Consider the following 20,463-nt stretch of genomic DNA (forward strand, 5'->3'; position numbering starts at 1 on the left):
CAGATTTCTTGCGAAAGCATCGCCGGTGCCTCAGGATCTAGCGAGTGCACGACGAACTCGTTGATCATCTGACGCGGTCCAGCCCCCTCAGCCGGGGCGAGGCGCTGCGCGTGATCCAGGACGTGCTCGCGTACTTCGACGAGACGACCGAGGAGTACGTCCGTCGCCGCCACCGTGAGCTCCAGGCCCAGGGCCTGGTGAACACGGCGATCTTCGAACGGATCGAGGCGGACCTGAAATATCGCGCGGTGGCACCGCCGGAACTCTCGCTCCGGCAGCTTCGGCGCATCGTCTACGGCTAGGAATACGTATACATGTGCGGAATCGTCGGTTACATCGGAAAGCGTGACGTCGCTCCCCTCCTCCTGGAGGGTCTGCAGCGCCTGGAGTACCGCGGCTACGACTCCGCGGGCATCGTCGTCACGTCCCCGAAGACCTCCGGCCTGAAGATGGTCAAGGCCAAGGGCCGCGTGCGCGACCTGGAGGCCAAGGTCCCGGCCCGCTTCAAGGGCACGACCGGCATCGCCCACACCCGCTGGGCCACTCACGGCGCCCCCTCGGACGTCAACGCCCACCCGCACATGTCGGCCGACAACAAGGTCGCCGTCGTGCACAACGGCATCATCGACAACGCCTCCGACCTGCGCCGCAAGCTGGAGGCGGACGGCGTCGAGTTCCTCTCCGAGACCGACACCGAGGTCCTCACCCACCTCATCGCCCGCGCGCAGGCCCCCAAGCTGGAGGACAAGGTCCGCGAGACCCTCCGGGTCATCGAGGGCACGTACGGCATCGCCGTCATGCACGCCGACTTCCCCGACCGGATCGTCGTCGCCCGCAACGGCTCCCCGGTCGTCCTCGGCATCGGCGAGAAGGAGATGTTCGTCGCCTCGGACATCGCCGCGCTGGTCGCCCACACCCGCCAGATCGTCACCCTGGACGACGGCGAGATGGCCACCCTCAAGGCCGACGACTTCCGCACCTACACCACGGAGGGCACCCGCACCACGGCCGAGCCCACCACCGTCGAGTGGGAGGCCGCCTCCTACGACATGGGCGGCCACGACACCTACATGCACAAGGAGATCCACGAGCAGGCGGACGCCGTGGACCGCGTGCTGCGCGGCCGCATCGACGACCGCTTCTCCACCGTGCACCTGGGCGGCCTCAACCTGGACGCCCGCGAGGCCCGCCGGATCCGCCGCGTGAAGATCCTCGGCTGCGGCACCTCGTACCACGCGGGCCAGATCGGCGCCCAGATGATCGAGGAACTGGCCCGCATCCCCGCCGACGCCGAGCCCGCCTCCGAATTCCGCTACCGCAACGCGGTCGTCGACCCCGACACCCTCTACGTCGCGGTCTCCCAGTCCGGCGAGACCTACGACGTCCTCGCCGCCGTGCAGGAGCTCAAGCGCAAGGGCGCCCGCGTCCTGGGCGTGGTGAACGTGGTCGGCTCGGCGATCGCCCGCGAGGCCGACGGCGGCATCTACGTGCACGCCGGGCCGGAGGTCTGCGTGGTCTCCACCAAGTGCTTCACCAACACCACGGTCGCCTTCGCCCTGCTCGCCCTCCACCTGGGCCGCACCCGCGACCTCTCGGTCCGCGACGGCAAGCGGATCATCGCGGGCCTGCGCAAGCTCCCGGCCCAGATCGCCGAGATCATGGAGCACGAGGAGGACGTCAGGAAGCTGGCCCTGCAGTTCGCCGAGGCCCGCTCGATGCTCTTCATCGGCCGCGTCCGGGGCTACCCCGTGGCCCGCGAGGCCTCCCTGAAGCTCAAGGAGGTCTCCTACATCCACGCCGAGGCCTACCCCGCCTCCGAGCTCAAGCACGGCCCGCTCGCCCTCATCGAGCCCGCCCTCCCCACGGTCGCGATCGTCCCCGACGACGACCTCCTGGAGAAGAACCGCGCGGCCCTGGAGGAGATCAAGGCCCGCAGCGGCAGGATCCTCGCGGTCGCCCACCAGCACCAGGAGAAGGCCGACGAGACGATCGTCGTCCCGAAGAACGAGGACGAACTCGACCCGATCCTGATGGGCATCCCCCTCCAACTCCTCGCCTACCACACGGCCTTGGCCCTCGGCCGGGACATCGACAAGCCCCGCAACCTGGCCAAGTCGGTGACGGTTGAGTAGTCGCCCTTAGGGGCGCGGGGAACTGCGCGATCAACCCCCACGCACCCGCACAGGCCAAACAAGAGGACGGACCCCCACGTGCTGCCACCAGCGCACAGGGGGTCCGTTTTCACACGCCGGGGCCGCCCAATACCCCGGCGTCGGCTGCCGAATTCAGCCGGTGGCCGTCACGCCCCGACCGGCAGCACGCCGCGGAAGTACCGTCGGCCAGTGCGCGAGCACCGCCGTCGCCGCGTACCAGGCCACCGCGCCCGAGGCCACGGCGAACCACCCACCCACCTTGGCGAGCCCCTCGTTACCGGCGAACTCGGCGATCGCCATGAGCAACAGGGCGACGAAGAACAGCCCGTACACCCCCTGCCCCAGCTGATCCCCACCCGCGAGCGTCAGAGACAGCGCCACGAGCGCGAACAACAGCAGGAACAGCCCTGCCTCGTTGCCGGCGGCGCCGTCCGCCACGGCCCATGTGAACCACAGCGCCCCGAGCACCGAGAAGGCCGTACCACCGCCGGAGTCCCCCTCCCGCAGGGCCACCAGCCCGGCGACGAAGAGGGCGACACCGCCCACGTACTGGGCGATTGACGCGGCGTCAGCGGCTGACACGCCGTCGATCACGGCGGTATGCCCCAGCCCGAAGGCCAACAGGGTGATTCCGAGGGCGAGTCGACCGGCCACGGTCGTGATTCCGCTTCCCGCGGAGACGTCTTTGTCCACGGCGGGCTCCCTTCGTGCATGTGCAGTTGTGCGGTGCACCGTATATGCCCTTCACAAAGGCACAAACACCTCTACGCGCAAGTAGTTTTACGCGCCGCACAGGGGAAGCCCGCACTTGGGGAACACTCAGGGAGCTGAAGATCAGGGAATGACGACGACCGGCCGCTGCGCCCGCTTGGCGAGCCGCCCCGCGACCGAGCCGAAGATGCGCCCCACGATGCCGTGACTCGACCCGACGACGATCGCGTCGGCCTCGTACTCCCGGCCGACCTCTTCGAGTTCGTGGCAGATGTCCCCGCCCCGCTCGACGAGGATCCAGGGCACCTCGGAGAGATACTCCGCGCACGCCAGCTCCAGCCCGAGCACCTCGGTCCGGTGGTCCGGCACGTCCACGAAGACGGGCGGCTCGCAGCCGGCCCACACCGTGGTCGGCAGCCGGTTGGCGACGTGGACGATGATCAGGCCCGACCCGGAGCGATGGGCCATCCCGATCGCGTAGGCCAGGGCGCGCTCACTGGACATGGAGCCGTCGAATCCGACGACGACGCCGTGCTTGAAGGCGGGATCGCAGGAATGGCGTGGCTCTTCCGCCGCCAGGGGCTCGGCCGCCGTGTGATCGGCGACGGGCCGCTTGCGGTCCGCTGGTTCGAAGAATTCGTGACCGGCCATGGCTGTCTCGGCGTTGTGATCCTTATATGGGGGACGACAGTGTGCGGCGGAGCTGTGTCCGGGAATGGTCTTCCCAACCCCATACCCCCAAGGGTACGGCGGCACGCCTCCTTCGCCCAGATCCCGCACACGGTGCGTGCGGGTTCCAGGGAGCATGCACGAGGCGACGCCCGTAACGCAATGGTTGCTGCGCTGTACAGGCGGTTTGCACAGGATTCACTTACCCGTGGGGCGATCGGCCCACGCAGTGACCGACGCCCCGGCCGCGCGTTGAACCCCGTGAGTCACGCCACAGGGAGCATCCATGTCCGGACCCAGCATCGCCGCCGAGGCGGACCGCGCGGCCCCGCCGTCGCGGGACAGCGCGACGGATGTGATTCGCTGGGCGGCCTTCAGCTGCCTGCTCGTCCCGGTCGTGCTCCTGGGCTACGGCAGCTCCCTGGCCGGTGCCGCCGGCACGGCCCTCGGGCTCGCCGCCGTCACGGGCGCCTGCCGGGTGCTGCTGCGCCAGTCGGAGCGCGGCGCGGCCCGGCTGGCGGCCGAGGACCGGGCACCCCACCGGGGCCGCCACCACCGGACCGGAACGGGGTCGCACCGGGGCGGACGGCACACTGGAGGGGATACACCGGTCGGCTGACCGGTTTCAGTGCACGTGCACGGTGGTTTTCAGCCAACTTCCCGCACCTGTGCATCACCCTGCCGAGGCACCCCCCAACCCCCGTTCGACCTGCACGGAAAGGGTCTCGGGGGACCTTCGCACCCTACGCGGATTGGCCACTGCGACAAGGCGCACTTCCCTGCACGCCCCACGAGTGCAACGCTTCGTGATCGAATGCTTCACGCCAAGTTGCCAAGTCGACAATGCGCCGAGTGCCGAACCGGCCACCTCGGCGCGACGGCACACAGTAGATTCGATCTTGACTGTCTACGGCGGGGGACTCGTGCAGGACCGAGGGGAAACGTGCAGGAGCGACACAACCGAGGAGCCGCGACCACCGAGGGGGGCTTAGCAGTATGAGCCACGACTCCACTGCCGCGCCGGAAGCCGGCGTCCGGAAGCTTTCCGGGCGACGCCGCAAGGAGATCGTCGCGGTGCTGCTGTTCAGCGGCGGCCCCATCTTCGAGAGTTCCATACCACTGTCGGTGTTCGGGATCGACCGCCAGGACGCCGGCGTGCCGCGCTACCGACTGCTGGTGTGCGGGGGTGAGGACGGCCCGCTGCGGACCACAGGGGGCCTCGAACTCAGCGCACCGCATGGCCTGGAAGCGATCTCACGGGCGGGCACGGTCGTCGTACCGGCCTGGCGTTCGATCACTTCTCCGCCACCGGACGAGGCGCTCGACGCGCTGCGCCGCGCCCACGAGGAGGGCGCCCGCATCGTCGGACTGTGCACCGGCGCCTTCGTCCTCGCGGCGGCGGGCCTGCTGGACGGCCGGCCCGCGACGACACACTGGATGTACGCGCCGACGCTGGCGAAGCGCTATCCGTCGGTGCACGTCGATCCACGCGAGCTGTTCGTGGACGACGGGGACGTGCTGACGTCGGCGGGCACCGCGGCCGGAATCGATCTCTGTCTCCACATCGTGCGGACGGACCACGGCAACGAGGCGGCCGGCGCGCTGGCCCGCCGCCTGGTGGTCCCGCCGCGCCGGTCGGGCGGCCAGGAGCGCTACCTCGACAGGTCTTTACCAGAGGAGATCGGCGCCGACCCGCTCGCGGAGGTCGTCGCCTGGGCGCTGGAGCACCTCCACGAACAGTTCGACGTGGAGACGCTGGCGGCACGCGCGTACATGAGCCGGCGCACGTTCGACCGCCGCTTCCGCTCGCTGACCGGGAGTGCCCCGCTGCAGTGGCTGATCACGCAGCGGGTGCTCCAGGCGCAGCGTCTGCTGGAGACGTCGGACTACTCGGTGGACGAGGTGGCGGGACGCTGCGGCTTCCGGTCGCCGGTCGCCCTGCGCGGGCACTTCCGCCGCCAGCTGGGCTCGTCCCCGGCCGCGTACCGGGCGGCGTACCGCGCCCGCCGTCCGCAGGCCGAACGGCCCCAGCAGGACATCGACGGCGGACCGGGCGGCCCCGGGAGCGGCATGCCGGGCCACCCAGGGCATCCCGGCCAGGCGCCAGCCCCGCTCCACCCGGAGCATCCGGTCCCGCTGCAGTCCCGCCGTACGGCGGCGGCGAGCGCGGTCGGGTCGTCCCCGGCCCTGTCGGCGTCGGCCGCGTCCGACAACGGCCGGGAGGCCTACATATCGGCCCGGGCGAGTCTGCCGGGGCAGCGCAGCGCGACGTGAGCCGGTGACCGGGCCCGCGGGGAGGAAGCCCTCCCCGCGGGCCCGGCGCCGTTTCCGGAGCCGTTCTCAGAGCGGGCGGACCTTCGACGACAAGGTCACTGCACGGCCGGGCCGAGCCCGGGGCAGTGGGCCGTAAGGTTAGACACATGAACGATCGCATGGTGTGGATCGACTGCGAGATGACCGGCCTCTCGCTGTCGGACGACGCGCTCATCGAGGTGGCCGCCCTCGTGACCGACTCCGAGCTGAACGTGCTCGGCGAAGGCGTGGACATCGTCATCCGGCCGCCGGACCGGGCGCTGGAGACGATGCCGGATGTGGTGCGCCAGATGCACACCGCGTCCGGGCTGCTCGCCGAGCTGGCGGACGGCACGACGCTGAAGGACGCCGAGGAGCAGGTCCTGGCGTATGTGAGGGAGTTCGTCAAGGAGCCGGGCAAGGCCCCGCTGTGCGGCAACTCCGTGGGCACGGACCGCGGCTTCCTGCTGCGCGACATGCCGACACTGGAGGACTACCTCCACTACCGGATCGTCGATGTCTCGTCGGTCAAGGAGCTGGCCCGCCGCTGGTACCCGCGGGCGTACTTCAACAGCCCGCAGAAGAACGGCAACCACCGCGCCCTCGCCGACATCCGCGAGTCCATCGCGGAGCTGCGCTACTACCGCGAGGCCGTCTTCGTCCCGCAGCCCGGGCCCGACTCGGACACCGCGAAGACGATCGCCGCGAAGCACGTCCTGCCTGCTCAGTAGTCGTGCCAGGGGCCCGTCGGGGAGCGCCGGGAAAGGTGGGCGCGAGCACCCCTTCGGACCCTGTACACTTTTTCTCGGCCGGTCAGGAAGTCACAGACCTCCAAGCCGGTCATGGTGGGTGTAGCTCAGCTGGTAGAGCACCTGGTTGTGGTCCAGGAAGTCGCGGGTTCAAGTCCCGTCACTCACCCTGAGTATTCAGCCGGTGGCTTCGTAGAAGAAGCCACCGGCTGAAGCTTTTTGCGCGTCTGCCGCGCCTCTCCGGGGCGACGCGGCAGGCTGGCTACCGTCGGCGCATGGACGGTGGACACCGAGGGTGGCGCGCGTGTGTGCTCAGCGGGGCGGTGTTCGCCGTGTGCATGGCCGGCACCACGCTGCCGACTCCCCTCTATCCCCTTTACCAGGACAAGTTCGGGTTCTCCGAGCTGACCGTGACCGTGGTGTACGCCCTGTACGCCTTCGCGGTCATCGCTGTGCTGCTGCTGGTCGGCAATGCCTCGGACGCCGTGGGCAGACGCCCGGTGCTGCTGTGCGGACTGGGCCTCGCCGCGGCGAGCGCCGTGTGTTTCCTGTGCGCCACCGGGCTCGGCTGGCTGTACGCGGGACGGCTGCTGTCGGGACTGTCCGCCGGGCTGTTCACCGGCGCGGCCACCGCGTACGTGATGGAGCTGGCGCCCGAGGGCGGTGCCGCCCGGGCCACGTTCGTGGCGACCGCCGCCAACATGGGCGGACTGGGCTGCGGTCCGCTGCTGTCCGGGGTGCTCGCACAGTACGCCCCCTGGCCGCTGTATCTGCCGTTCGTGACGCACCTCGCCCTGGTGGCCGCCTGTGCCGCCGTGCTGCCGCGACTCACGGAGACCGTGCGGGAGCGGCGGCCGCTGCGCACCGTACGGCCGCGGCGGCCCGCTCTGCCGCCGCGGGTGCGGGCGGTGTTCGGACCGGCGGCGACCGCCTCGTTCGTGGGGTTCGCGCTGTTCGGGGTGTTCACGTCGGTCAGCCCGGAGTTCCTCGCCGAGTCCCTGGGGGTGACCGACCACGCCGTGAGCGGGCTGATCGTCGCGCTGGCCTTCTTCGCCTCGACCGCCGGCCAACTCGCGGTCGGCCGGGTCGGGGTACGGCGTTCCCTGCCCCTGGGCTGCGCCGGGCTCCTCGTCGGCCTCGCCCTGCTCGCGGGCGCGCTGCGGTGGGACCTGTTGGCGCTGGTGGTGCTGAGCGCGCTCATCGGCGGGACCGGGCAGGGGCTGGCGTTCCGCGGGGCGCTGTCCGAGGTGGCCGCGGCCTCGCCCGAGCACCAGCGCGCCGCGGTGATCTCGGCCCTGTTCGTGGTGGCCTACGCGGGCATCTCGGTCCCGGTGATCGGCGTCGGCCTGCTGACGGGCCCCATCGGCCTGGAGGGCGCGGGCCTGGTGTTCATCGTGTGCATGGCGGTCCTGGTCTCGACGGCGGCCGCCTATCTGCTGCTGCGGCCGGCACCGGCCAGGACGTGACTCGCACGGCTGTCACGACGACGACCGGGACACCAGCTCCGTGGCCAGGACCATCTGGCGCCGTTCCAGGCCCCGGGAGGCCGAGGGGCGGCGGTCGGCGATCTCCGTGAGGAGGAGGTCGATCATGCGGTGGCCCATCTCCTCGATGGGCTGGCGGACGCTGGTGAGGGGCGGGTCCATGTGGCGGGCGATGGCGGAGTCGTCGTAGCCGACGAGCGCCACGTCGTCGGGGATGCGGCGGCCCGCCTCGCGCAGGGCCTGGCGGGCACCGGCCGCGGTGACGTCGGAGGCGGCGAAGACCGCGTCCAGGGTGGGGCGGCGCTCCAGCAGGGCCGCCATGGCGCGGTGGCCGCCCTCCTCCGTGAAGTCGCCCGCCTCGATCAGGCCCTCGTCCGCCTCGTGGCCGGCGTCGCTCAGGGCGTCGCGGTAGCCGTCGATACGGCGCTGGGCACCGTAGACGTCGAGCCGGCCGGTGATGTGGGCTATCCGGCGGCGGCCGCCCGACAGCAGGTGCTCGACGGCCTGGCGGCCGCCGCCGTAGTTGTCGGAGTCGACCGAGGGGAGGCTCTCCGCAGATGAGCGGGGGCCGCTGATCACGGCCGGTATCTCCAGCTGGGACAGCAGGTCGGGCAGCGGGTCGTCGGCGTGCACGGAGACCAGCAGGACGCCGTCCACCCGGTGGGCCGCCAAGTACTGTGCGAGGCGGGCGCGTTCGCGGTCGCTGCCCGCGAAGATCAGCAGCAGTTGCATCTCCGTGTCGGAGAGCGCCGCCCCGACGCCCTTCAGCATGTCCGAGAAGTACGGTTCCGCGAAGAACCGGGTCTCCGGCTCGGGGACGACCAGCGCGATCGCGTCGGTGCGGTTCGCCGCCAGGGCGCGCGCGGCGGTGTTCGGGACGTATCCGAGCTCCGCGACCGCCGCCTCGACGGCCGCGCGGGTCGCGTCGCTGACCCGGGGCGAGCCGTTGATCACCCGGGAGACGGTGCCGCGGCCGACACCGGCGCGCGCCGCCACCTCTTCGAGGGTGGGCCGGCCACCGCTTCGGCCCCGCGCTCCGTGGCTTGCCATGGGCTCCGCCTTCCCGTCCACACCCGCACTCTGCGGCTGGCCTGGAATTTAACAGGCTCGTCGGCTGTAGTGACCGCCGCCGAGGGCCTCCCGCCCCCGGCCTCCGCTTGAGCCGGACGAGCCGCCCGGACCGGCTCGACACCGCCGGCCCGGGCCGCAACCGGCCCCTGCCCGGGTCCAGTTAACGGCCCGATAACTGAACGCATCTCTCCCTGTCCGGTCCCTTGACACCCCCGCCCCGACCCGCGAACCTTCAACACATCACTGGTGGGAGCGCTCCCACACTACCTGACACATACACAACCCGCACGTTCCCCGCCCGAGCCGAAGCGAGCAAGAACGGGTCCAACACTGCAGTTGGCCGGGGGGTCGGCACGTCAGGGCAACAGGAGGACGCAATGCGAGCACGTACCCGATCCGCCCGCAACCGGGCGGTTGTCCTCGCGGCAGTGGCGTCGCTGGGCGCCGGGCTGCTGGCCGGCTGTGCCGACGACGGCGGCGGCGACGACACGTCCGGCTCCTCGTCCGGCGACAGCAACGGCAAGACCACGATCTCGGTGGGGCTCTTCGGCACCATGGGCTTCAAGGAGGCCGGTCTCTACGACGAGTACGAGAAGCTCAACCCGAAGATCAAGATCGAGCAGAACGTCGTCGAGCGCAACGAGAACTACTACCCGGCGCTGCTGAACCACCTCACCACCAACAGTGGTCTGCTGGACGTCCAGGCCGTCGAAGTCGCCAACATCGCCGAGGTCACGGCCACCCAGGCCGACAAGCTCGAGGACATGTCCAAGGTCTCGGGCGTGAGCGAGAGCAACTGGCTGGACTGGAAGTGGCAGCAGGCCACTACCAAGGACGGCAAGACGATCGGCCTCGGCACCGACGTCGGCCCGATGGCGATCTGCTACCGCACGGACCTCTTCAAGCAGGCCGGTCTGCCCACCGACCCGGCCGAGGTCGGCAAGCTGTGGGCCGGTGACTGGGCCAAGCTCGTCGACGTCGGCGAGCGCTACAAGTCGAAGGCGCCCAAGGGCACCTTCTTCATGGACTCCCCCGGCGGTCTGATCAACGCGATCCTGGGCAGCGAGAAGGAGAAGTTCTACGACTCCTCCGGCGAGGTCATCTACAAGACCAACCCCGCCGTGAAGGCCGCCTTCGACCTGACCTCCGAGGCCGCCGAGAAGGGCCTGGTGCAGTCGCAGACGCAGTTCCAGCCGTCCTGGAACTCCACGATCGCCAACAACAAGTTCGCCGCGATCGCCTGCCCGCCGTGGATGCTGGGCACGATCAAGGGCAACGCGAAGCCGGACGCGGCCGGCAAGTGGGCCGTGGCCGAGGCGCCCAAGGGCGGCAACTGGGGCGGCACCTTCCTCACGGTGCCGAAGAGCGGCAAGAACGTGAAGGAGGCCCAGAAGTTCGTGGCCTGGCTGACCGCGCCGGAGCAGCAGGCGAAGCTGTTCAAGGTGCAGGCCAGCTTCCCGAGCGCCCCGTCCAGCTACACGATGCCCGAAGTGACGGGCGCCACGAACGAGATGACGGGTAAGCAGGAGATCGGCCCGATCTTCGCCGAGGCCGCGAAGGCCGCTCCGGTCCAGGTGATCGGCCCGAAGGACCAGATCATCATGCAGGGCCTGTCGGACAACGGCGTGATCCTGGTGACGAAGGGCAAGTCGGCCAAGGAAGCCTGGGAGTCCGCGGTCAAGACCATCGACAACAAGCTGGACCAGTGACCCGGATGACCACCCGTCACGACACCGCCGCGCCCCCTGTCAAGGGGGGCGCGGCCCCGGGCCGCCCGCCCGGGGACGCAGCGGGGGCGGAGAAGGAGCGGCGGCGCCGGGACCGGCTGTCCCGTCGCTGGCAGCGGGACATCCGCTGGAGCCCGTACGCCTTCGTGTCCCCGTTCTTCCTGCTGTTCATCGCGTTCGGTCTGTTCCCGCTGATCTACACCGGCTGGGCCTCGCTGCACCAGGTGGAGCTGACCGCGCCGACCGACATGAACTGGGTCGGGCTGCGCAACTACACCAGGATCTTCGACGACGACTTCTTCTGGAACGCGGCGAAGAACACCCTGACCATCGGCATCATCTCCACCGTTCCGCAGCTGCTGATGGCGATGGGCATCGCCCACATCCTCAACTACAAGCTGCGGGCCTCGACCTTCTTCCGGGTCGCGATGCTCGCGCCGTACGCGACGTCGATCGCCGCCGCCTCGCTGGTGTTCGTGCTGCTCTTCGGCCGTGACTACGGCATGATCAACTGGGCGCTGGACTTCGCCGGCATCGACCCGCTCGACTGGCAGAACGACAAGTGGCCCTCGCAGATCGCCGTCTCGACGATCATCATCTGGCGCTGGACCGGCTACAACGCGCTGATCTACCTGGCCGCGATGCAGGCGATCCCGCACGACTTGTACGAGTCGGCGGCGCTGGACGGGGCCAACCGCTGGCAGCAGTTCATCCATGTGACGCTGCCGGCGCTGCGCCCGACGATCCTGTTCACCTGTGTCGTGTCGACGATCGGGGCGAGCCAGGTGTTCGGCGAGCCGCTGCTGTTCGACGCCAACAAGGGCACGTCCGGCGGTGCGGAGCACCAGTTCCAGACGCTCGGCCTGTATCTGTACGAGCAGGGCTGGGTCGCCCAGCACCTGGGCCGTGCCTCGGCGATCGCCTGGACGATGTTCCTGATCCTGATCGTCATCGGCATCGTCAACTACGTCATCTCGCGCCGGCTGCGCGCCAGTAGTTAAGGAGTGGTGGCCGTGACGACTACTGTGACGCCCCCGGACACCGAATCCGTCGAGACGTCCAAGCGCCCGCGCCTGCCGAAGTCGGCACGGGCCGGCGGGCAGCTGCACGGCGGTCCGATCGCCTACGCGATCCTCATCGTGTTCACGATCGTCTCGCTGTTCCCGCTGGTGTGGACGGCGATCGCCGCCTCGCGTGACAACCAGCGGCTGGCCGAGACGCCGCCGCCGTTCTGGTTCGGCTCGGGTCTGTTCGACAAGCTGGAGATCGCCTGGAAGGACGCCAACCTCGGCGAGGCGTTCCTCAACACCACGATCGTGGCGGGGGTTTCGGCGGCCACCATCGTCTTCCTGTCGACGATCGCCGGTTTCGCCTTCGCCAAGCTGCGGTTCCGGGGCCGTGGCGCGCTGATGCTGATCGTGATCGGCACGATGATGGTGCCGCCGCAGCTGAGCGTGATCCCGCTGTACATGATGGTCGCCAAGCTCGACTGGACGGACCAGTTGCAGGCGGTGATCTTCCCGTCGCTGGTGAGCGCGTTCGGTGTGTTCTTCATGCGGCAGTACCTGATCCAGGCGCTGCCGGACGAGATCATAGAGGCCGCCCGGGTCGACGGGGCGAGCAGCTGGCGCGTGGTGTGGCACGTGGTGTTTCCGGCGGCGCGGCCGGCGATGGCCGTGCTCGGCATGCTGACGTTCGTGCAGACCTGGAACGACTTCATGTGGCCGTTCCTGGTGCTGACCCAGATGGGCAATCCGACCGTGCAGGTCGCGGTCGCGGGACTGGGCCGCGGGTACACCCCCGACCAGTCCCTGATCATGGCGGGCGCGCTGCTGGGCACGCTGCCGCTGCTGCTGGTCTTCGCGATCTTCGGCAAGCAGATCGTGGGCGGCATCATGCAGGGCGCCGTGAAGGGCTGACGCCCGCCCGTTCTCCAGGGGCCGGGTCATCGCCGCCTCGGCCCCTCGCTTCTCTTCCCTCCACCGTCGCCTCTCCACGACCCCCAATGGGAGCGCTTCCATGCCTGACTCCGAGAACCCGGCCACCGCGGTGACCTTCCCTCCCGCCTTCGTCTGGGGCGCGGCGACGTCCGCGTACCAGATCGAGGGTGCGGTGCGGGAGGACGGCCGTACGCCGTCGATCTGGGACACCTTCAGCCATACGCCGGGCAAGACCGCCGGCGGCGACCACGGTGACATCGCTGTCGACCACTACCACCGCTACCGCGAGGACGTGGCGATGATGGCGGACCTGGGCCTGGGCGCCTACCGCTTCTCCGTCTCGTGGTCGCGGGTGCAGCCGACCGGCCGGGGCCCGGCCGTCCAGAAGGGCCTGGACTTCTACCGCCGGCTGGTCGACGAGCTGCTGTCCAAGGGCATCAAGCCGGCCGTCACGCTCTACCACTGGGATCTGCCGCAGGAGCTGGAGGACGCGGGCGGCTGGCCGGAGCGGGACACGGCGTACCGCTTCGCGGAGTACGCGCAGATCGTCGGTGAGGCGCTGGGCGACCGCGTCGAGCAGTGGATGACGCTCAACGAGCCGTGGTGCAGCGCGTTCCTGGGCTACGCGTCCGGGGTGCACGCGCCGGGCCGTACGGATCCGGCCGCGTCGCTGCGGGCGGCGCACCATCTGAACCTGGCGCACGGTCTTGGCGCGTCGGCGCTGCGGTCGGTGATGCCGGCCCGCAACCAGGTCGCGATCGCGCTCAACTCCGCGACCGTGCGGCCGCTTTCGCAGCGCGCGGAGGACCTGGCGGCGGCCAAGAAGATCGACGACCTGGCCAACGGGGTCTTCCACGGCCCGATCCTGCACGGCGCCTACCCCGAGTCGCTGTACGCGGCGACGGCGGAACTCACCGACTGGGACTATGTCCTGGACGGCGATCTGACGCTGATCAACCAGCCGCTGGACGCGCTGGGCCTCAACTACTACACGCCCGCGCTGGTCTCGGCGGCGGACGCGGCGGCGCGGACGCCGCGTGCCGACGGCCACGGGGCGAGCGACCACTCGCCCTGGCCGGCCGCGGGCGACGTCGCCTTCCACCAGACGCCCGGTGACCGCACGGAGATGGGCTGGACGATCGACCCGACCGGCCTGCACGAGCTGATCATGCGCTACTCCCGGGAGGCGCCGGGCCTGCCGCTGTACATCACCGAGAACGGCGCGGCCTACGACGACAAGATCGACTCGGACGGCCGGGTGCACGACCCGGAGCGGGTCTCCTACCTCCACGGTCATCTGTCCGCGGTCCGCCGCGCGATCACCGACGGCGCCGACGTCCGCGGCTACTTCCTGTGGTCCCTGCTGGACAACTTCGAGTGGGCATACGGCTACGGCAAGCGTTTCGGCGCGGTGTACGTGGACTACGCCACGCTCCAGCGGACGCCGAAGTCCAGCGCCCTGTGGTACGGGAAGGCGGCGCGCACCGGGGCGCTGCCGCCACTGGAGCCGGCCGCGTAGGCCACCCCTGGGGGAGCGGGGAAAGGGGCGCGGCACCCGACGGGGGGTGCCGCGCCCCGCTGTCCGGTCAGCCCTTGTTGGCCCCCAGGGTCAGGCCGCTGACGAACTGGCGCTGGAGCACGAAGTACACGATCAGGGTCGGGATCGCGGTGAGCAGGGCGCCGGCGGCGACCAGGTTGGGGTCGGTGAAGTACTGGCCGGAGAGGTTGTTCAGCGCCGAGGTGATCGGCATGTTCTCGCCGGTGGAGATGAGCACGATGGCCCAGAAGAAGTCGTTGTAGATCCAGATGGAGAGCAGGGTCGCGAGGGCGGCCATCGCGGGCTTGCACAGGGGCAGCACGATCTGCCAGTACAGCCGCCAGACGGAGGCGCCGTCCACCAGGGCGGCCTCGGTCAGCTCGTGCGGCAGCGAGCGCATGTAGTTGCTGAGCACGAACGCGCAGAAGCCGGACTGGAACGCCACGTGGATGAGGACCAGGCCGAGCGCGGAGTCGTAGAGCTTGCCGCTCATCGTGATGCCGGGCAGGTCGATCAGCAGGTACAGGCGGTACAGCGGGGTGATGATGACCTGCTGGGGCAGCAGATTGCCCGCCGTGAAGAGCAGCAGCAGCGACAGATTGACCCGGAAGTCGAAGCGGCTGACGTAGAAGGCGACCATCGACGACAGCAGCAGCGTCAGCAGCACCGCCGGGACGGCGATGATCAGGGTGTTCACGAGGTAGTGCGTCATGTCGGACTGCGTGAACGCGTTCGTGAAGTTGTCGAAGGTCAGCTTGTCTGGCCAGGAGACATAGCCCTTCTCGCTGGTCTCCGCGTACGGGCGCAGGGCCGCGAGGACCGCCCACAGCAGCGGTGCGAGCCAGGCGAGCGCCGTGACGACGAGGAAGGTGTGCAGCAGCATCCGGGCAGGGCGGATCGGGGTGCGCTGCTTCGGAGCGCCTGCGACGGTGCTCATGCGCGCCGCTCCTTCCGGAAGGTGGCGATCAGATACGGGATGATCACCGCGAGCGAGATCACCAGCAGGACGACGGCGATGGCGGAGCCGTATCCGACGCGGCTGGACTCGCCGATGATGTTGTTGGTGACCAGGATCGACAGCAGTTCGGTGCCCTGGGCGCCCTTGTTGAAGACGAAGACCAGGTCGAAGGCGCGCAGCGCCTCGATGATGGTGACGACCAGGACCACGGTGTTGGTGGGCCGGAGGGTGGGGAAGACGACGTTCTTGAACGTCTGCCACTCGTTGGCGCCGTCCAGGGCGGAGGCCTCGCGCAGGGCGGGGTCGACGCCCTTCAGGCCGGCCAGGTACAGGATCATCATGTAGCCGGCGTGCCGCCAGGACGCGGCGATCAGTACGGCCCACAGGTTGAGGTCGGGGTCGCCGATCCAGTCGATGTAGTGGCCGGGCTTGTTGGCGCCGATGACGCTGTTGATCAGGCCGGTGTCGGGGTTGTAGACCAGCTGCCAGACGAACCCGATGACCGCCAGCGACATCACGACCGGCAGGAAGAACGCGGTCTGGTACACGCGGCTGAAGCGGATCCTCTTGTCCAGCTGCACGGCGAGGAACAGCCCGAAGGGCGTGGGCAGCAGGATGAGCACCACGAACCAGACGACGTTGTGCTCCACGGCGGGCCAGAACTGCGGGTTGTTGGTGAACAGTTCCCTGAAGTTCTGCAGGCCGACCCACTGGATGGAGTCGAAGCCGATGCCGTTCCAGCTGGTGAAGGCCAGCGCGATGGAGGCGAGGGCGGTGAGCCACACGAGGAGGACGTGCAGGATCGTGGGGAGGCCCGCCATCAGACCGAGCGTGATCCGGTCGCGGCGGGTGAGGAGGCGACGGTGGCCCGTCGGACTCGTGCGGAGAGCGGCCCCCGGAGACGGCTCTGCGGCCGCCTCCGGGTTCTCGGTGGTGGTGTCGGTGCTCATGCGGAGGCGAAGATCGTCTTCTTCTGACGCTCGATCGACGAGAGGATGCTGTCGACGTTCTTGGGGTTGCGGACGAAGTTCTGCAGCGCCGGCTGCATCACCGTGGAGGTGAAGTCCGGGCGGGAGTCGCGGTCCATGAACTGCGTCAGACTCTTCGCGCCGGAGATCATCTCGAAGGACTTCTTCTGCAGCGCGGTGTAGGAGGAGGTGTCGGCCTTCGTCGAGGCGGCCACCACGCTGGAGTCGGCCTTGAGGTAGATCTGCTCGGCCTCGGGGGTGCCGAGGTACTCCAGCAGCTTGACCGCGCCCGCCCTGTTCTTCGGCGCCTTGGAGAGCATGAAGCCGTCGGTGGGCGCCTCGACCGTGTCCTGCCCGAAGGCCGGGTCGATCTCCGGGAAGGCGAAGAAGTCCAGGTCGTCCAGGTCGGCCTTGTTCGTGAACTGCTGGCCCACGAAGGTGCCCAGCAGATACATGCCCGCCTTCTTCGCCACCAGCGTCTGCGCCGCGTCCTGCCAGGTGCGGCCGACCGCGCCCTCCTGGTGGAAGGGCAGGATCTCCGTCCAGTGGTCGAAGACCTTGCGCACCTTGGCGTCGGTCCAGGAGGCCTTGCCCGCCATCAGTTCGACATGGAAGTCGTAGCCGTTGGTGCGGAAGTTGATCTGGTCGAAGGTGCCCATCGCGGGCCAGGCGTCCTTGTCGCCGAAGGCGATCGGGACCAGCCCGTCCTTCTTCATCCGCTTGCACAGGGCGACGAAGTCGTCCCAGGTGGTGGGGACCTCGTAGCCGTGCTGGGCGAAGACGCTCTTGCGGTAGAAGACCGCCCAGGGGTAGGTGTACAGCGGCACGAAGTAGTACTTGCCGTCCTCACCCTTGCTGAGCTTCTTCATCGCCTCGGGAAAGTCCCCGCCGATCTTCTGCCACACGTCGTCGATCGGGCTGGCGAGCTTCTTCGACGCGAAGAACTGCATCCGGTAGCCCGCGAACCAGGTGAACACGTCGTCCGGCGCGCCCTGCAGATAGGAGTTGATCTGCTCCTGGAACGTGTTGTGGTCCTTGGTGTTCACGTCGACCTTGATGCCGGACTTCTTCGTGAAGGCGGCGTAGATCTCCGCGAACGCCTTCTTCGGCACCGCGTCCGAGGAGTTCGACCCGAGACTGACCGTCTTCGGATCGGCGGCCGTGCCGCTGCCGCCGCAGGCGCTCAGCAGGGGTATTCCGGCGCCGAGCAGGGCGGCGCCGCCTATGCCGCGCAGCAGGGTCCGGCGGCCGGGAGCGGGAAGAGCGAGTCCGGAGGGAGAGAGGTCGTGCATGAACGGCTCCTGAGTGCAGGGTTCGGCCACGAGGGTGTGGCGTGAAACCCGGTCGTAATCGACCAGAAATCAACTTGACCGAACACGGTGGCGCAATAACAGCCGTATGTCCGGTCATGCGTCAAGAGCCGTTGACGTCGTTTGTCGAAACGTGACCGACCCGTGAGAGCCGCTCGGTCAGGCGGAGCGGGAGCGGTGGTACGCGGCGGCCAGCCTGCCGGGCCGCCGGCGTCGCACCACCCCGCGCGGTCCCCTGCCCACCGGTGCCCTCCCGGCCGGCTGGATCCAGATCCGCACCTCGGTCCCGCCGAGCACGGAGGAGCCGATCCGTACGTCCCCGCCGGTCGACTCGGCGAGCCGGCGCACGATGTCCAGGCCGAGCCCGGTCGAGCCGTCGCTCCCGGAGCCGCGACCCCGCGCCATGGCGGCGTCCGGATCGGGTATGCCGGGGCCGGCGTCGGACACGAGGACGATCACCGCGTCCTCGCCGTTGTGCAGGTCGACCGCGAAGGCGGTGCCCTCCGGCGTGTGCCGGAAGACGTTGCCGAGCAGCGCGTCGAGCGCGGCGGCCAGGTCGGCGCGGGCCACGGGTATGCGCACCGGCCGCTCGGCCCCGGCCACCCGCCACTTGCGGCCCTCGTCCTCGGCCAGCGCCGACCAGAACGCCATCCGCTCCCGGACCACCTCGGCCGCGTCGCACCCGGCGCCCGGGCCGGCCGCCGCCGTCTGCGGCTTGGCCTCCCGGGCCGTGCGGATGATGGTGTCGACCTCACGCTCCAGCTGCTCGACCGCGGTCCGGGTCTGGTCGGCGGCCGGTCCCTCACCGAGCGAGGCGGTGTTCAGCCGCAGCACGGTCAGGGGCGTACGCAGCCGGTGGGACAGGTCGGCCGCCAGCTCCCGCTCGTTCGCCAGCAGTTGGACGACCTGGTCGGCCATGGAGTTGAACGCGACCGCCGCGAGCCGCAGTTCGGTCGGGCCCTCCTCGGGCACCCGGGCGCCCAGCTTGCCCTCCCCCAGTTCATGCGCCCCCGCGACCAGGCGCTTCGCGGGCCGGACCATCCGCACGCCCAGCCGGTCGGCGACCGCGACCGAGCCGAGGATCAGCGCGACACCGACCCCGGCCAGCACCGCCCAGGCCGTGCCCAGGCCGTTGGTGACCTCGGACTCCGGCACGAACACCTCGACCACCGCGATCTCGCCGGTACTCAGCGCGACCGGCTGGAGCAGCGTCGAGCCGCCGGTGACACCGGTGGTGGAGGCGCGGCCCAGCTTCCGCACGGCCGCGATGTCCTGCCCGGCGGCGCGCTGCCGGCCGAGCTCGATGGCGTCCTGCCCGTCGCCCGCCGGTATGTGCACGGCCATCCCGGCATCCGAGCCGGCGGAGGCGACGACCCGTTCGAGCTGGTCCCGGTCGGTGGTGATGGACAGGGCGGGGGCGATCGCCGCGGCCTCCCGCTCGGCGTTGGAGAAGGCGCGGTCCCGGGCCATCTCGCGGATGACGAGTCCGAGCGGCACGGCGAAGGCGAGCACCACCATGGTGGTCACCGCCAGCGACACCTTGACCAGGGCCCACCTCATCGCGGCACCTCCGCACCCGGTGGTTCGAGCTTCACGCCGACGCCCCTCAGGGTGTGCAGATAGCGCGGGTTCGCGGCCGTCTCGCCCAGCTTCCTGCGCAGCCAGGACAGATGGACGTCGATGGTCTGGTCGTCGCCGTACGACTGCTGCCACACCTCGGCGAGCAGCTCTTTGCGGGCGACGACGACACCGGGCCTGCGGGCCAGGAAGGCGAGCAGGTCGAACTCGCGGCGGGTGAGGTCGAGCCGCACGCCGTCCAGCTCGGCCTGGCGCCGCAGCGGGTCGACGGTCAGGCCGCCGACCCGGATCACCGGGGACGGCTCTTCCTCGCCCGCTCCGGAGCGTGTCCGGCGCAGCACGGCCGCCATCCGGGCCGACAGGTGCTCGACCGAGAAGGGCTTGGTCAGGTAGTCGTCCGCTCCCGCGTTCAGCAGCCGGACGACCTCCGTCTCGTCGTCCCGGGCCGTGGCGACGATCACCGGCACGTCCGTGATGCCGCGCAGCATCTTCAGGGCCTCGGACCCGTCGAGGTCGGGCAGCCCGAGGTCCAGGATCACCACGTCGAAGCGGACATGGGCGACCTCGCGCAGCGCTTCCAGGGCCGTCCCCACGCTGCGCACGGTGTGCGAGGCGTCGGTCAGGTGCCGGATGAGCGCCGAGCGTACGAACTGGTCGTCCTCGACCACGAGTACACGTGCCATGCGCCGCACCGTACGCCATCTCGAACAGCCGGGTGCGGGCCTGTGGACAACTCTCGGTTGTGGACAACTCATGGGACGGGTGGGGCAGTATGGCCCGCGATGCGCAGAGGACTCATACACGTACTGGCCTGGCTGCTCGCCACGGGCGCGGCGGTCACGCTGTCGTGGTGGGGTGTCCACACGGTGATGACGGGCACGGCCTACGACCCGCCGCGCGCCCTGCCCATCAAGGCCGCCGACGCGACCAGGCAGAGGCCGGAGCCGTCGGCGAAGCCGACGGGGCGGCCGAGTCCGCCGCGGCGCACCCCGAGCGCACCACCCGCCTCCAGGAAGCCGAGCCCGACCCCCGCCAAGCCGACCAGCCCCTCCCCCACGGCCCCCGCCTCCGCCTCTGTTCCCGGAGAGGTCAAGAGCTACGACACCGATGGCGGGCGGGTCGTCTTCGACCTCGGGCGGACCTCCGCCTCGCTGGTCTCGGCGACCCCCGGGGCGGGCTGGTCGATGCAGGTGTGGAAGACGGAGTCGTGGATCCGCGTGGAGTTCGCCTCGGGCGCGGACCGGGTGTCGGTGTTCTGCACCTGGCACGACGGACCGCCGCGCGTGGAGATCGGGAACTACTGAGAGAAGACCTGA

General features: G+C 69.9%; 19 protein-coding genes and 1 tRNA gene. 12 read left to right on the top strand and 8 right to left on the bottom strand.

Annotated features, from left to right (window positions below):
- Positions 1 to 44: 44 nt before the first annotated feature.
- Positions 45 to 302, top strand: coding sequence for a hypothetical protein (locus tag ACFZBT_RS02690; protein WP_184592987.1), 258 nt, complete (start codon positions 45 to 47; stop codon positions 300 to 302).
- Between the two features lie 12 nt (positions 303 to 314).
- On the top strand, positions 315 to 2,132 hold the full coding sequence (glmS, locus tag ACFZBT_RS02695; protein ID WP_391097753.1) for a glutamine--fructose-6-phosphate transaminase (isomerizing): 1,818 nt from the start codon (positions 315 to 317) through the stop codon (positions 2,130 to 2,132).
- 153 nt (positions 2,133 to 2,285) lie between these two features.
- Here the strand turns inward: glmS and ACFZBT_RS02700 are convergent, their stop codons facing one another.
- Together ACFZBT_RS02700 and ACFZBT_RS02705 are read right to left on the bottom strand one after the other, a co-directional pair.
- Entirely contained in the window at positions 2,286 to 2,846 is a 561-nt protein-coding gene (locus ACFZBT_RS02700; RefSeq protein ID WP_391097754.1) for a GPR1/FUN34/YaaH family transporter, read from the bottom strand.
- A 141-nt stretch (positions 2,847 to 2,987) separates the two neighbouring features.
- Complete coding sequence (locus ACFZBT_RS02705; protein WP_391097755.1) at positions 2,988 to 3,515, bottom strand: universal stress protein; 528 nt, start codon at positions 3,513 to 3,515, stop codon at positions 2,988 to 2,990.
- Positions 3,516 to 3,819: 304 nt separating this feature from the next.
- Between ACFZBT_RS02705 and ACFZBT_RS02710 the strand changes: the two genes are divergently transcribed.
- The 5 genes from ACFZBT_RS02710 (at position 3,820) to ACFZBT_RS02730 (ending at position 8,040) form a co-directional block, all read left to right on the top strand.
- Positions 3,820 to 4,152: a hypothetical protein gene (locus ACFZBT_RS02710; protein WP_391097756.1), complete on the top strand. Its 333-nt coding sequence runs from the start codon at positions 3,820 to 3,822 to the stop codon at positions 4,150 to 4,152.
- Between the two features lie 377 nt (positions 4,153 to 4,529).
- On the top strand, positions 4,530 to 5,807 hold the full coding sequence (locus ACFZBT_RS02715) for a helix-turn-helix domain-containing protein (protein WP_391097757.1): 1,278 nt from the start codon (positions 4,530 to 4,532) through the stop codon (positions 5,805 to 5,807).
- A 146-nt stretch (positions 5,808 to 5,953) separates the two neighbouring features.
- Complete coding sequence (gene orn / locus ACFZBT_RS02720; RefSeq protein ID WP_391097758.1) at positions 5,954 to 6,556, top strand: oligoribonuclease; 603 nt, start codon at positions 5,954 to 5,956, stop codon at positions 6,554 to 6,556.
- 114 nt (positions 6,557 to 6,670) lie between these two features.
- A tRNA-His gene (locus ACFZBT_RS02725) sits at positions 6,671 to 6,743 on the top strand.
- Between the two features lie 106 nt (positions 6,744 to 6,849).
- Positions 6,850 to 8,040: an MFS transporter gene (locus tag ACFZBT_RS02730; protein ID WP_391097759.1), complete on the top strand. Its 1,191-nt coding sequence runs from the start codon at positions 6,850 to 6,852 to the stop codon at positions 8,038 to 8,040.
- Positions 8,041 to 8,052: 12 nt separating this feature from the next.
- Here the strand turns inward: ACFZBT_RS02730 and ACFZBT_RS02735 are convergent, their stop codons facing one another.
- Positions 8,053 to 9,108 carry a substrate-binding domain-containing protein gene (locus tag ACFZBT_RS02735; protein ID WP_391097760.1) on the bottom strand — a complete coding sequence of 352 codons (1,056 nt, stop codon included), beginning with the start codon at positions 9,106 to 9,108 and terminating at the stop codon, positions 8,053 to 8,055.
- A 398-nt stretch (positions 9,109 to 9,506) separates the two neighbouring features.
- On the opposite strand from ACFZBT_RS02735, the gene ACFZBT_RS02740 reads away from it, so the two are divergent.
- From ACFZBT_RS02740 to ACFZBT_RS02755, 4 genes are all read left to right on the top strand, one after another.
- Positions 9,507 to 10,838: an extracellular solute-binding protein gene (locus ACFZBT_RS02740; protein ID WP_391097761.1), complete on the top strand. Its 1,332-nt coding sequence runs from the start codon at positions 9,507 to 9,509 to the stop codon at positions 10,836 to 10,838.
- Between the two features lie 5 nt (positions 10,839 to 10,843).
- On the top strand, positions 10,844 to 11,857 hold the full coding sequence (locus ACFZBT_RS02745) for an ABC transporter permease subunit (protein WP_391097762.1): 1,014 nt from the start codon (positions 10,844 to 10,846) through the stop codon (positions 11,855 to 11,857).
- A gap of 12 nt (positions 11,858 to 11,869) precedes the next feature.
- Complete coding sequence (locus ACFZBT_RS02750; RefSeq protein ID WP_391097763.1) at positions 11,870 to 12,775, top strand: ABC transporter permease subunit; 906 nt, start codon at positions 11,870 to 11,872, stop codon at positions 12,773 to 12,775.
- 100 nt (positions 12,776 to 12,875) lie between these two features.
- Positions 12,876 to 14,315, top strand: a complete 1,440-nt coding sequence (locus ACFZBT_RS02755) for a GH1 family beta-glucosidase (RefSeq protein WP_391097764.1) — start codon at positions 12,876 to 12,878, stop codon at positions 14,313 to 14,315.
- Positions 14,316 to 14,382: 67 nt separating this feature from the next.
- Here ACFZBT_RS02755 and ACFZBT_RS02760 read toward each other — a convergent pair whose 3' ends face one another.
- The 5 genes from ACFZBT_RS02760 to ACFZBT_RS02780 form a co-directional block, all read right to left on the bottom strand.
- A complete protein-coding gene (locus ACFZBT_RS02760; RefSeq protein WP_391097765.1) occupies positions 14,383 to 15,270 on the bottom strand; it encodes an ABC transporter permease subunit in 888 nt (295 codons plus the stop codon).
- Positions 15,267 to 16,241, bottom strand: coding sequence for an ABC transporter permease subunit (locus ACFZBT_RS02765; RefSeq protein ID WP_391097766.1), 975 nt, complete (start codon positions 16,239 to 16,241; stop codon positions 15,267 to 15,269). The genes ACFZBT_RS02760 and ACFZBT_RS02765 overlap by 4 nt, the downstream gene beginning before the upstream one ends.
- The gene (locus tag ACFZBT_RS02770) at positions 16,238 to 17,551 is read right to left on the bottom strand and encodes an extracellular solute-binding protein (RefSeq protein WP_391097767.1); all 1,314 of its coding nucleotides are present in this window, start codon (positions 17,549 to 17,551) and stop codon (positions 16,238 to 16,240) included. The genes ACFZBT_RS02765 and ACFZBT_RS02770 overlap by 4 nt, the downstream gene beginning before the upstream one ends.
- A gap of 177 nt (positions 17,552 to 17,728) precedes the next feature.
- The gene (locus tag ACFZBT_RS02775; RefSeq protein ID WP_391097768.1) at positions 17,729 to 19,129 is read right to left on the bottom strand and encodes an ATP-binding protein; all 1,401 of its coding nucleotides are present in this window, start codon (positions 19,127 to 19,129) and stop codon (positions 17,729 to 17,731) included.
- Complete coding sequence (locus ACFZBT_RS02780) at positions 19,126 to 19,830, bottom strand: response regulator (RefSeq protein ID WP_391097769.1); 705 nt, start codon at positions 19,828 to 19,830, stop codon at positions 19,126 to 19,128. The genes ACFZBT_RS02775 and ACFZBT_RS02780 overlap by 4 nt, the downstream gene beginning before the upstream one ends.
- A gap of 99 nt (positions 19,831 to 19,929) precedes the next feature.
- Between ACFZBT_RS02780 and ACFZBT_RS02785 the strand changes: the two genes are divergently transcribed.
- Complete coding sequence (locus ACFZBT_RS02785; RefSeq protein ID WP_391097770.1) at positions 19,930 to 20,451, top strand: hypothetical protein; 522 nt, start codon at positions 19,930 to 19,932, stop codon at positions 20,449 to 20,451.
- Positions 20,452 to 20,463 lie beyond the last annotated feature (12 nt).

The sequence above is a fragment of the Streptomyces sp. NPDC008137 genome, assembly GCF_042957035.1.
In the GTDB taxonomy this organism is placed as follows: Bacteria; Actinomycetota; Actinomycetes; order Streptomycetales; family Streptomycetaceae; genus Streptomyces.

What these genes read in the sequence shown, in the direction of transcription:
- glmS (WP_391097753.1), top strand. Translation starts at nt 315, where the DNA reads ATGTGCGGAATCGTCGGTTACATCGGAAAGCGTGACGTCGCTCCCCTC.
- ACFZBT_RS02705 (WP_391097755.1), bottom strand. Translation starts at nt 3,515, where the DNA reads ATGGCCGGTCACGAATTCTTCGAACCAGCGGACCGCAAGCGGCCCGTC.
- ACFZBT_RS02710 (WP_391097756.1), top strand. Translation starts at nt 3,820, where the DNA reads ATGTCCGGACCCAGCATCGCCGCCGAGGCGGACCGCGCGGCCCCGCCG.
- ACFZBT_RS02715 (WP_391097757.1), top strand. Translation starts at nt 4,530, where the DNA reads ATGAGCCACGACTCCACTGCCGCGCCGGAAGCCGGCGTCCGGAAGCTT.
- orn (WP_391097758.1), top strand. Translation starts at nt 5,954, where the DNA reads ATGAACGATCGCATGGTGTGGATCGACTGCGAGATGACCGGCCTCTCG.
- ACFZBT_RS02730 (WP_391097759.1), top strand. Translation starts at nt 6,850, where the DNA reads ATGGACGGTGGACACCGAGGGTGGCGCGCGTGTGTGCTCAGCGGGGCG.
- ACFZBT_RS02735 (WP_391097760.1), bottom strand. Translation starts at nt 9,108, where the DNA reads ATGGCAAGCCACGGAGCGCGGGGCCGAAGCGGTGGCCGGCCCACCCTC.
- ACFZBT_RS02740 (WP_391097761.1), top strand. Translation starts at nt 9,507, where the DNA reads ATGCGAGCACGTACCCGATCCGCCCGCAACCGGGCGGTTGTCCTCGCG.
- ACFZBT_RS02745 (WP_391097762.1), top strand. Translation starts at nt 10,844, where the DNA reads ATGACCACCCGTCACGACACCGCCGCGCCCCCTGTCAAGGGGGGCGCG.
- ACFZBT_RS02755 (WP_391097764.1), top strand. Translation starts at nt 12,876, where the DNA reads ATGCCTGACTCCGAGAACCCGGCCACCGCGGTGACCTTCCCTCCCGCC.
- ACFZBT_RS02760 (WP_391097765.1), bottom strand. Translation starts at nt 15,270, where the DNA reads ATGAGCACCGTCGCAGGCGCTCCGAAGCAGCGCACCCCGATCCGCCCT.
- ACFZBT_RS02765 (WP_391097766.1), bottom strand. Translation starts at nt 16,241, where the DNA reads ATGAGCACCGACACCACCACCGAGAACCCGGAGGCGGCCGCAGAGCCG.
- ACFZBT_RS02770 (WP_391097767.1), bottom strand. Translation starts at nt 17,551, where the DNA reads ATGCACGACCTCTCTCCCTCCGGACTCGCTCTTCCCGCTCCCGGCCGC.
- ACFZBT_RS02775 (WP_391097768.1), bottom strand. Translation starts at nt 19,129, where the DNA reads ATGAGGTGGGCCCTGGTCAAGGTGTCGCTGGCGGTGACCACCATGGTG.
- ACFZBT_RS02780 (WP_391097769.1), bottom strand. Translation starts at nt 19,830, where the DNA reads ATGGCACGTGTACTCGTGGTCGAGGACGACCAGTTCGTACGCTCGGCG.
- ACFZBT_RS02785 (WP_391097770.1), top strand. Translation starts at nt 19,930, where the DNA reads ATGCGCAGAGGACTCATACACGTACTGGCCTGGCTGCTCGCCACGGGC.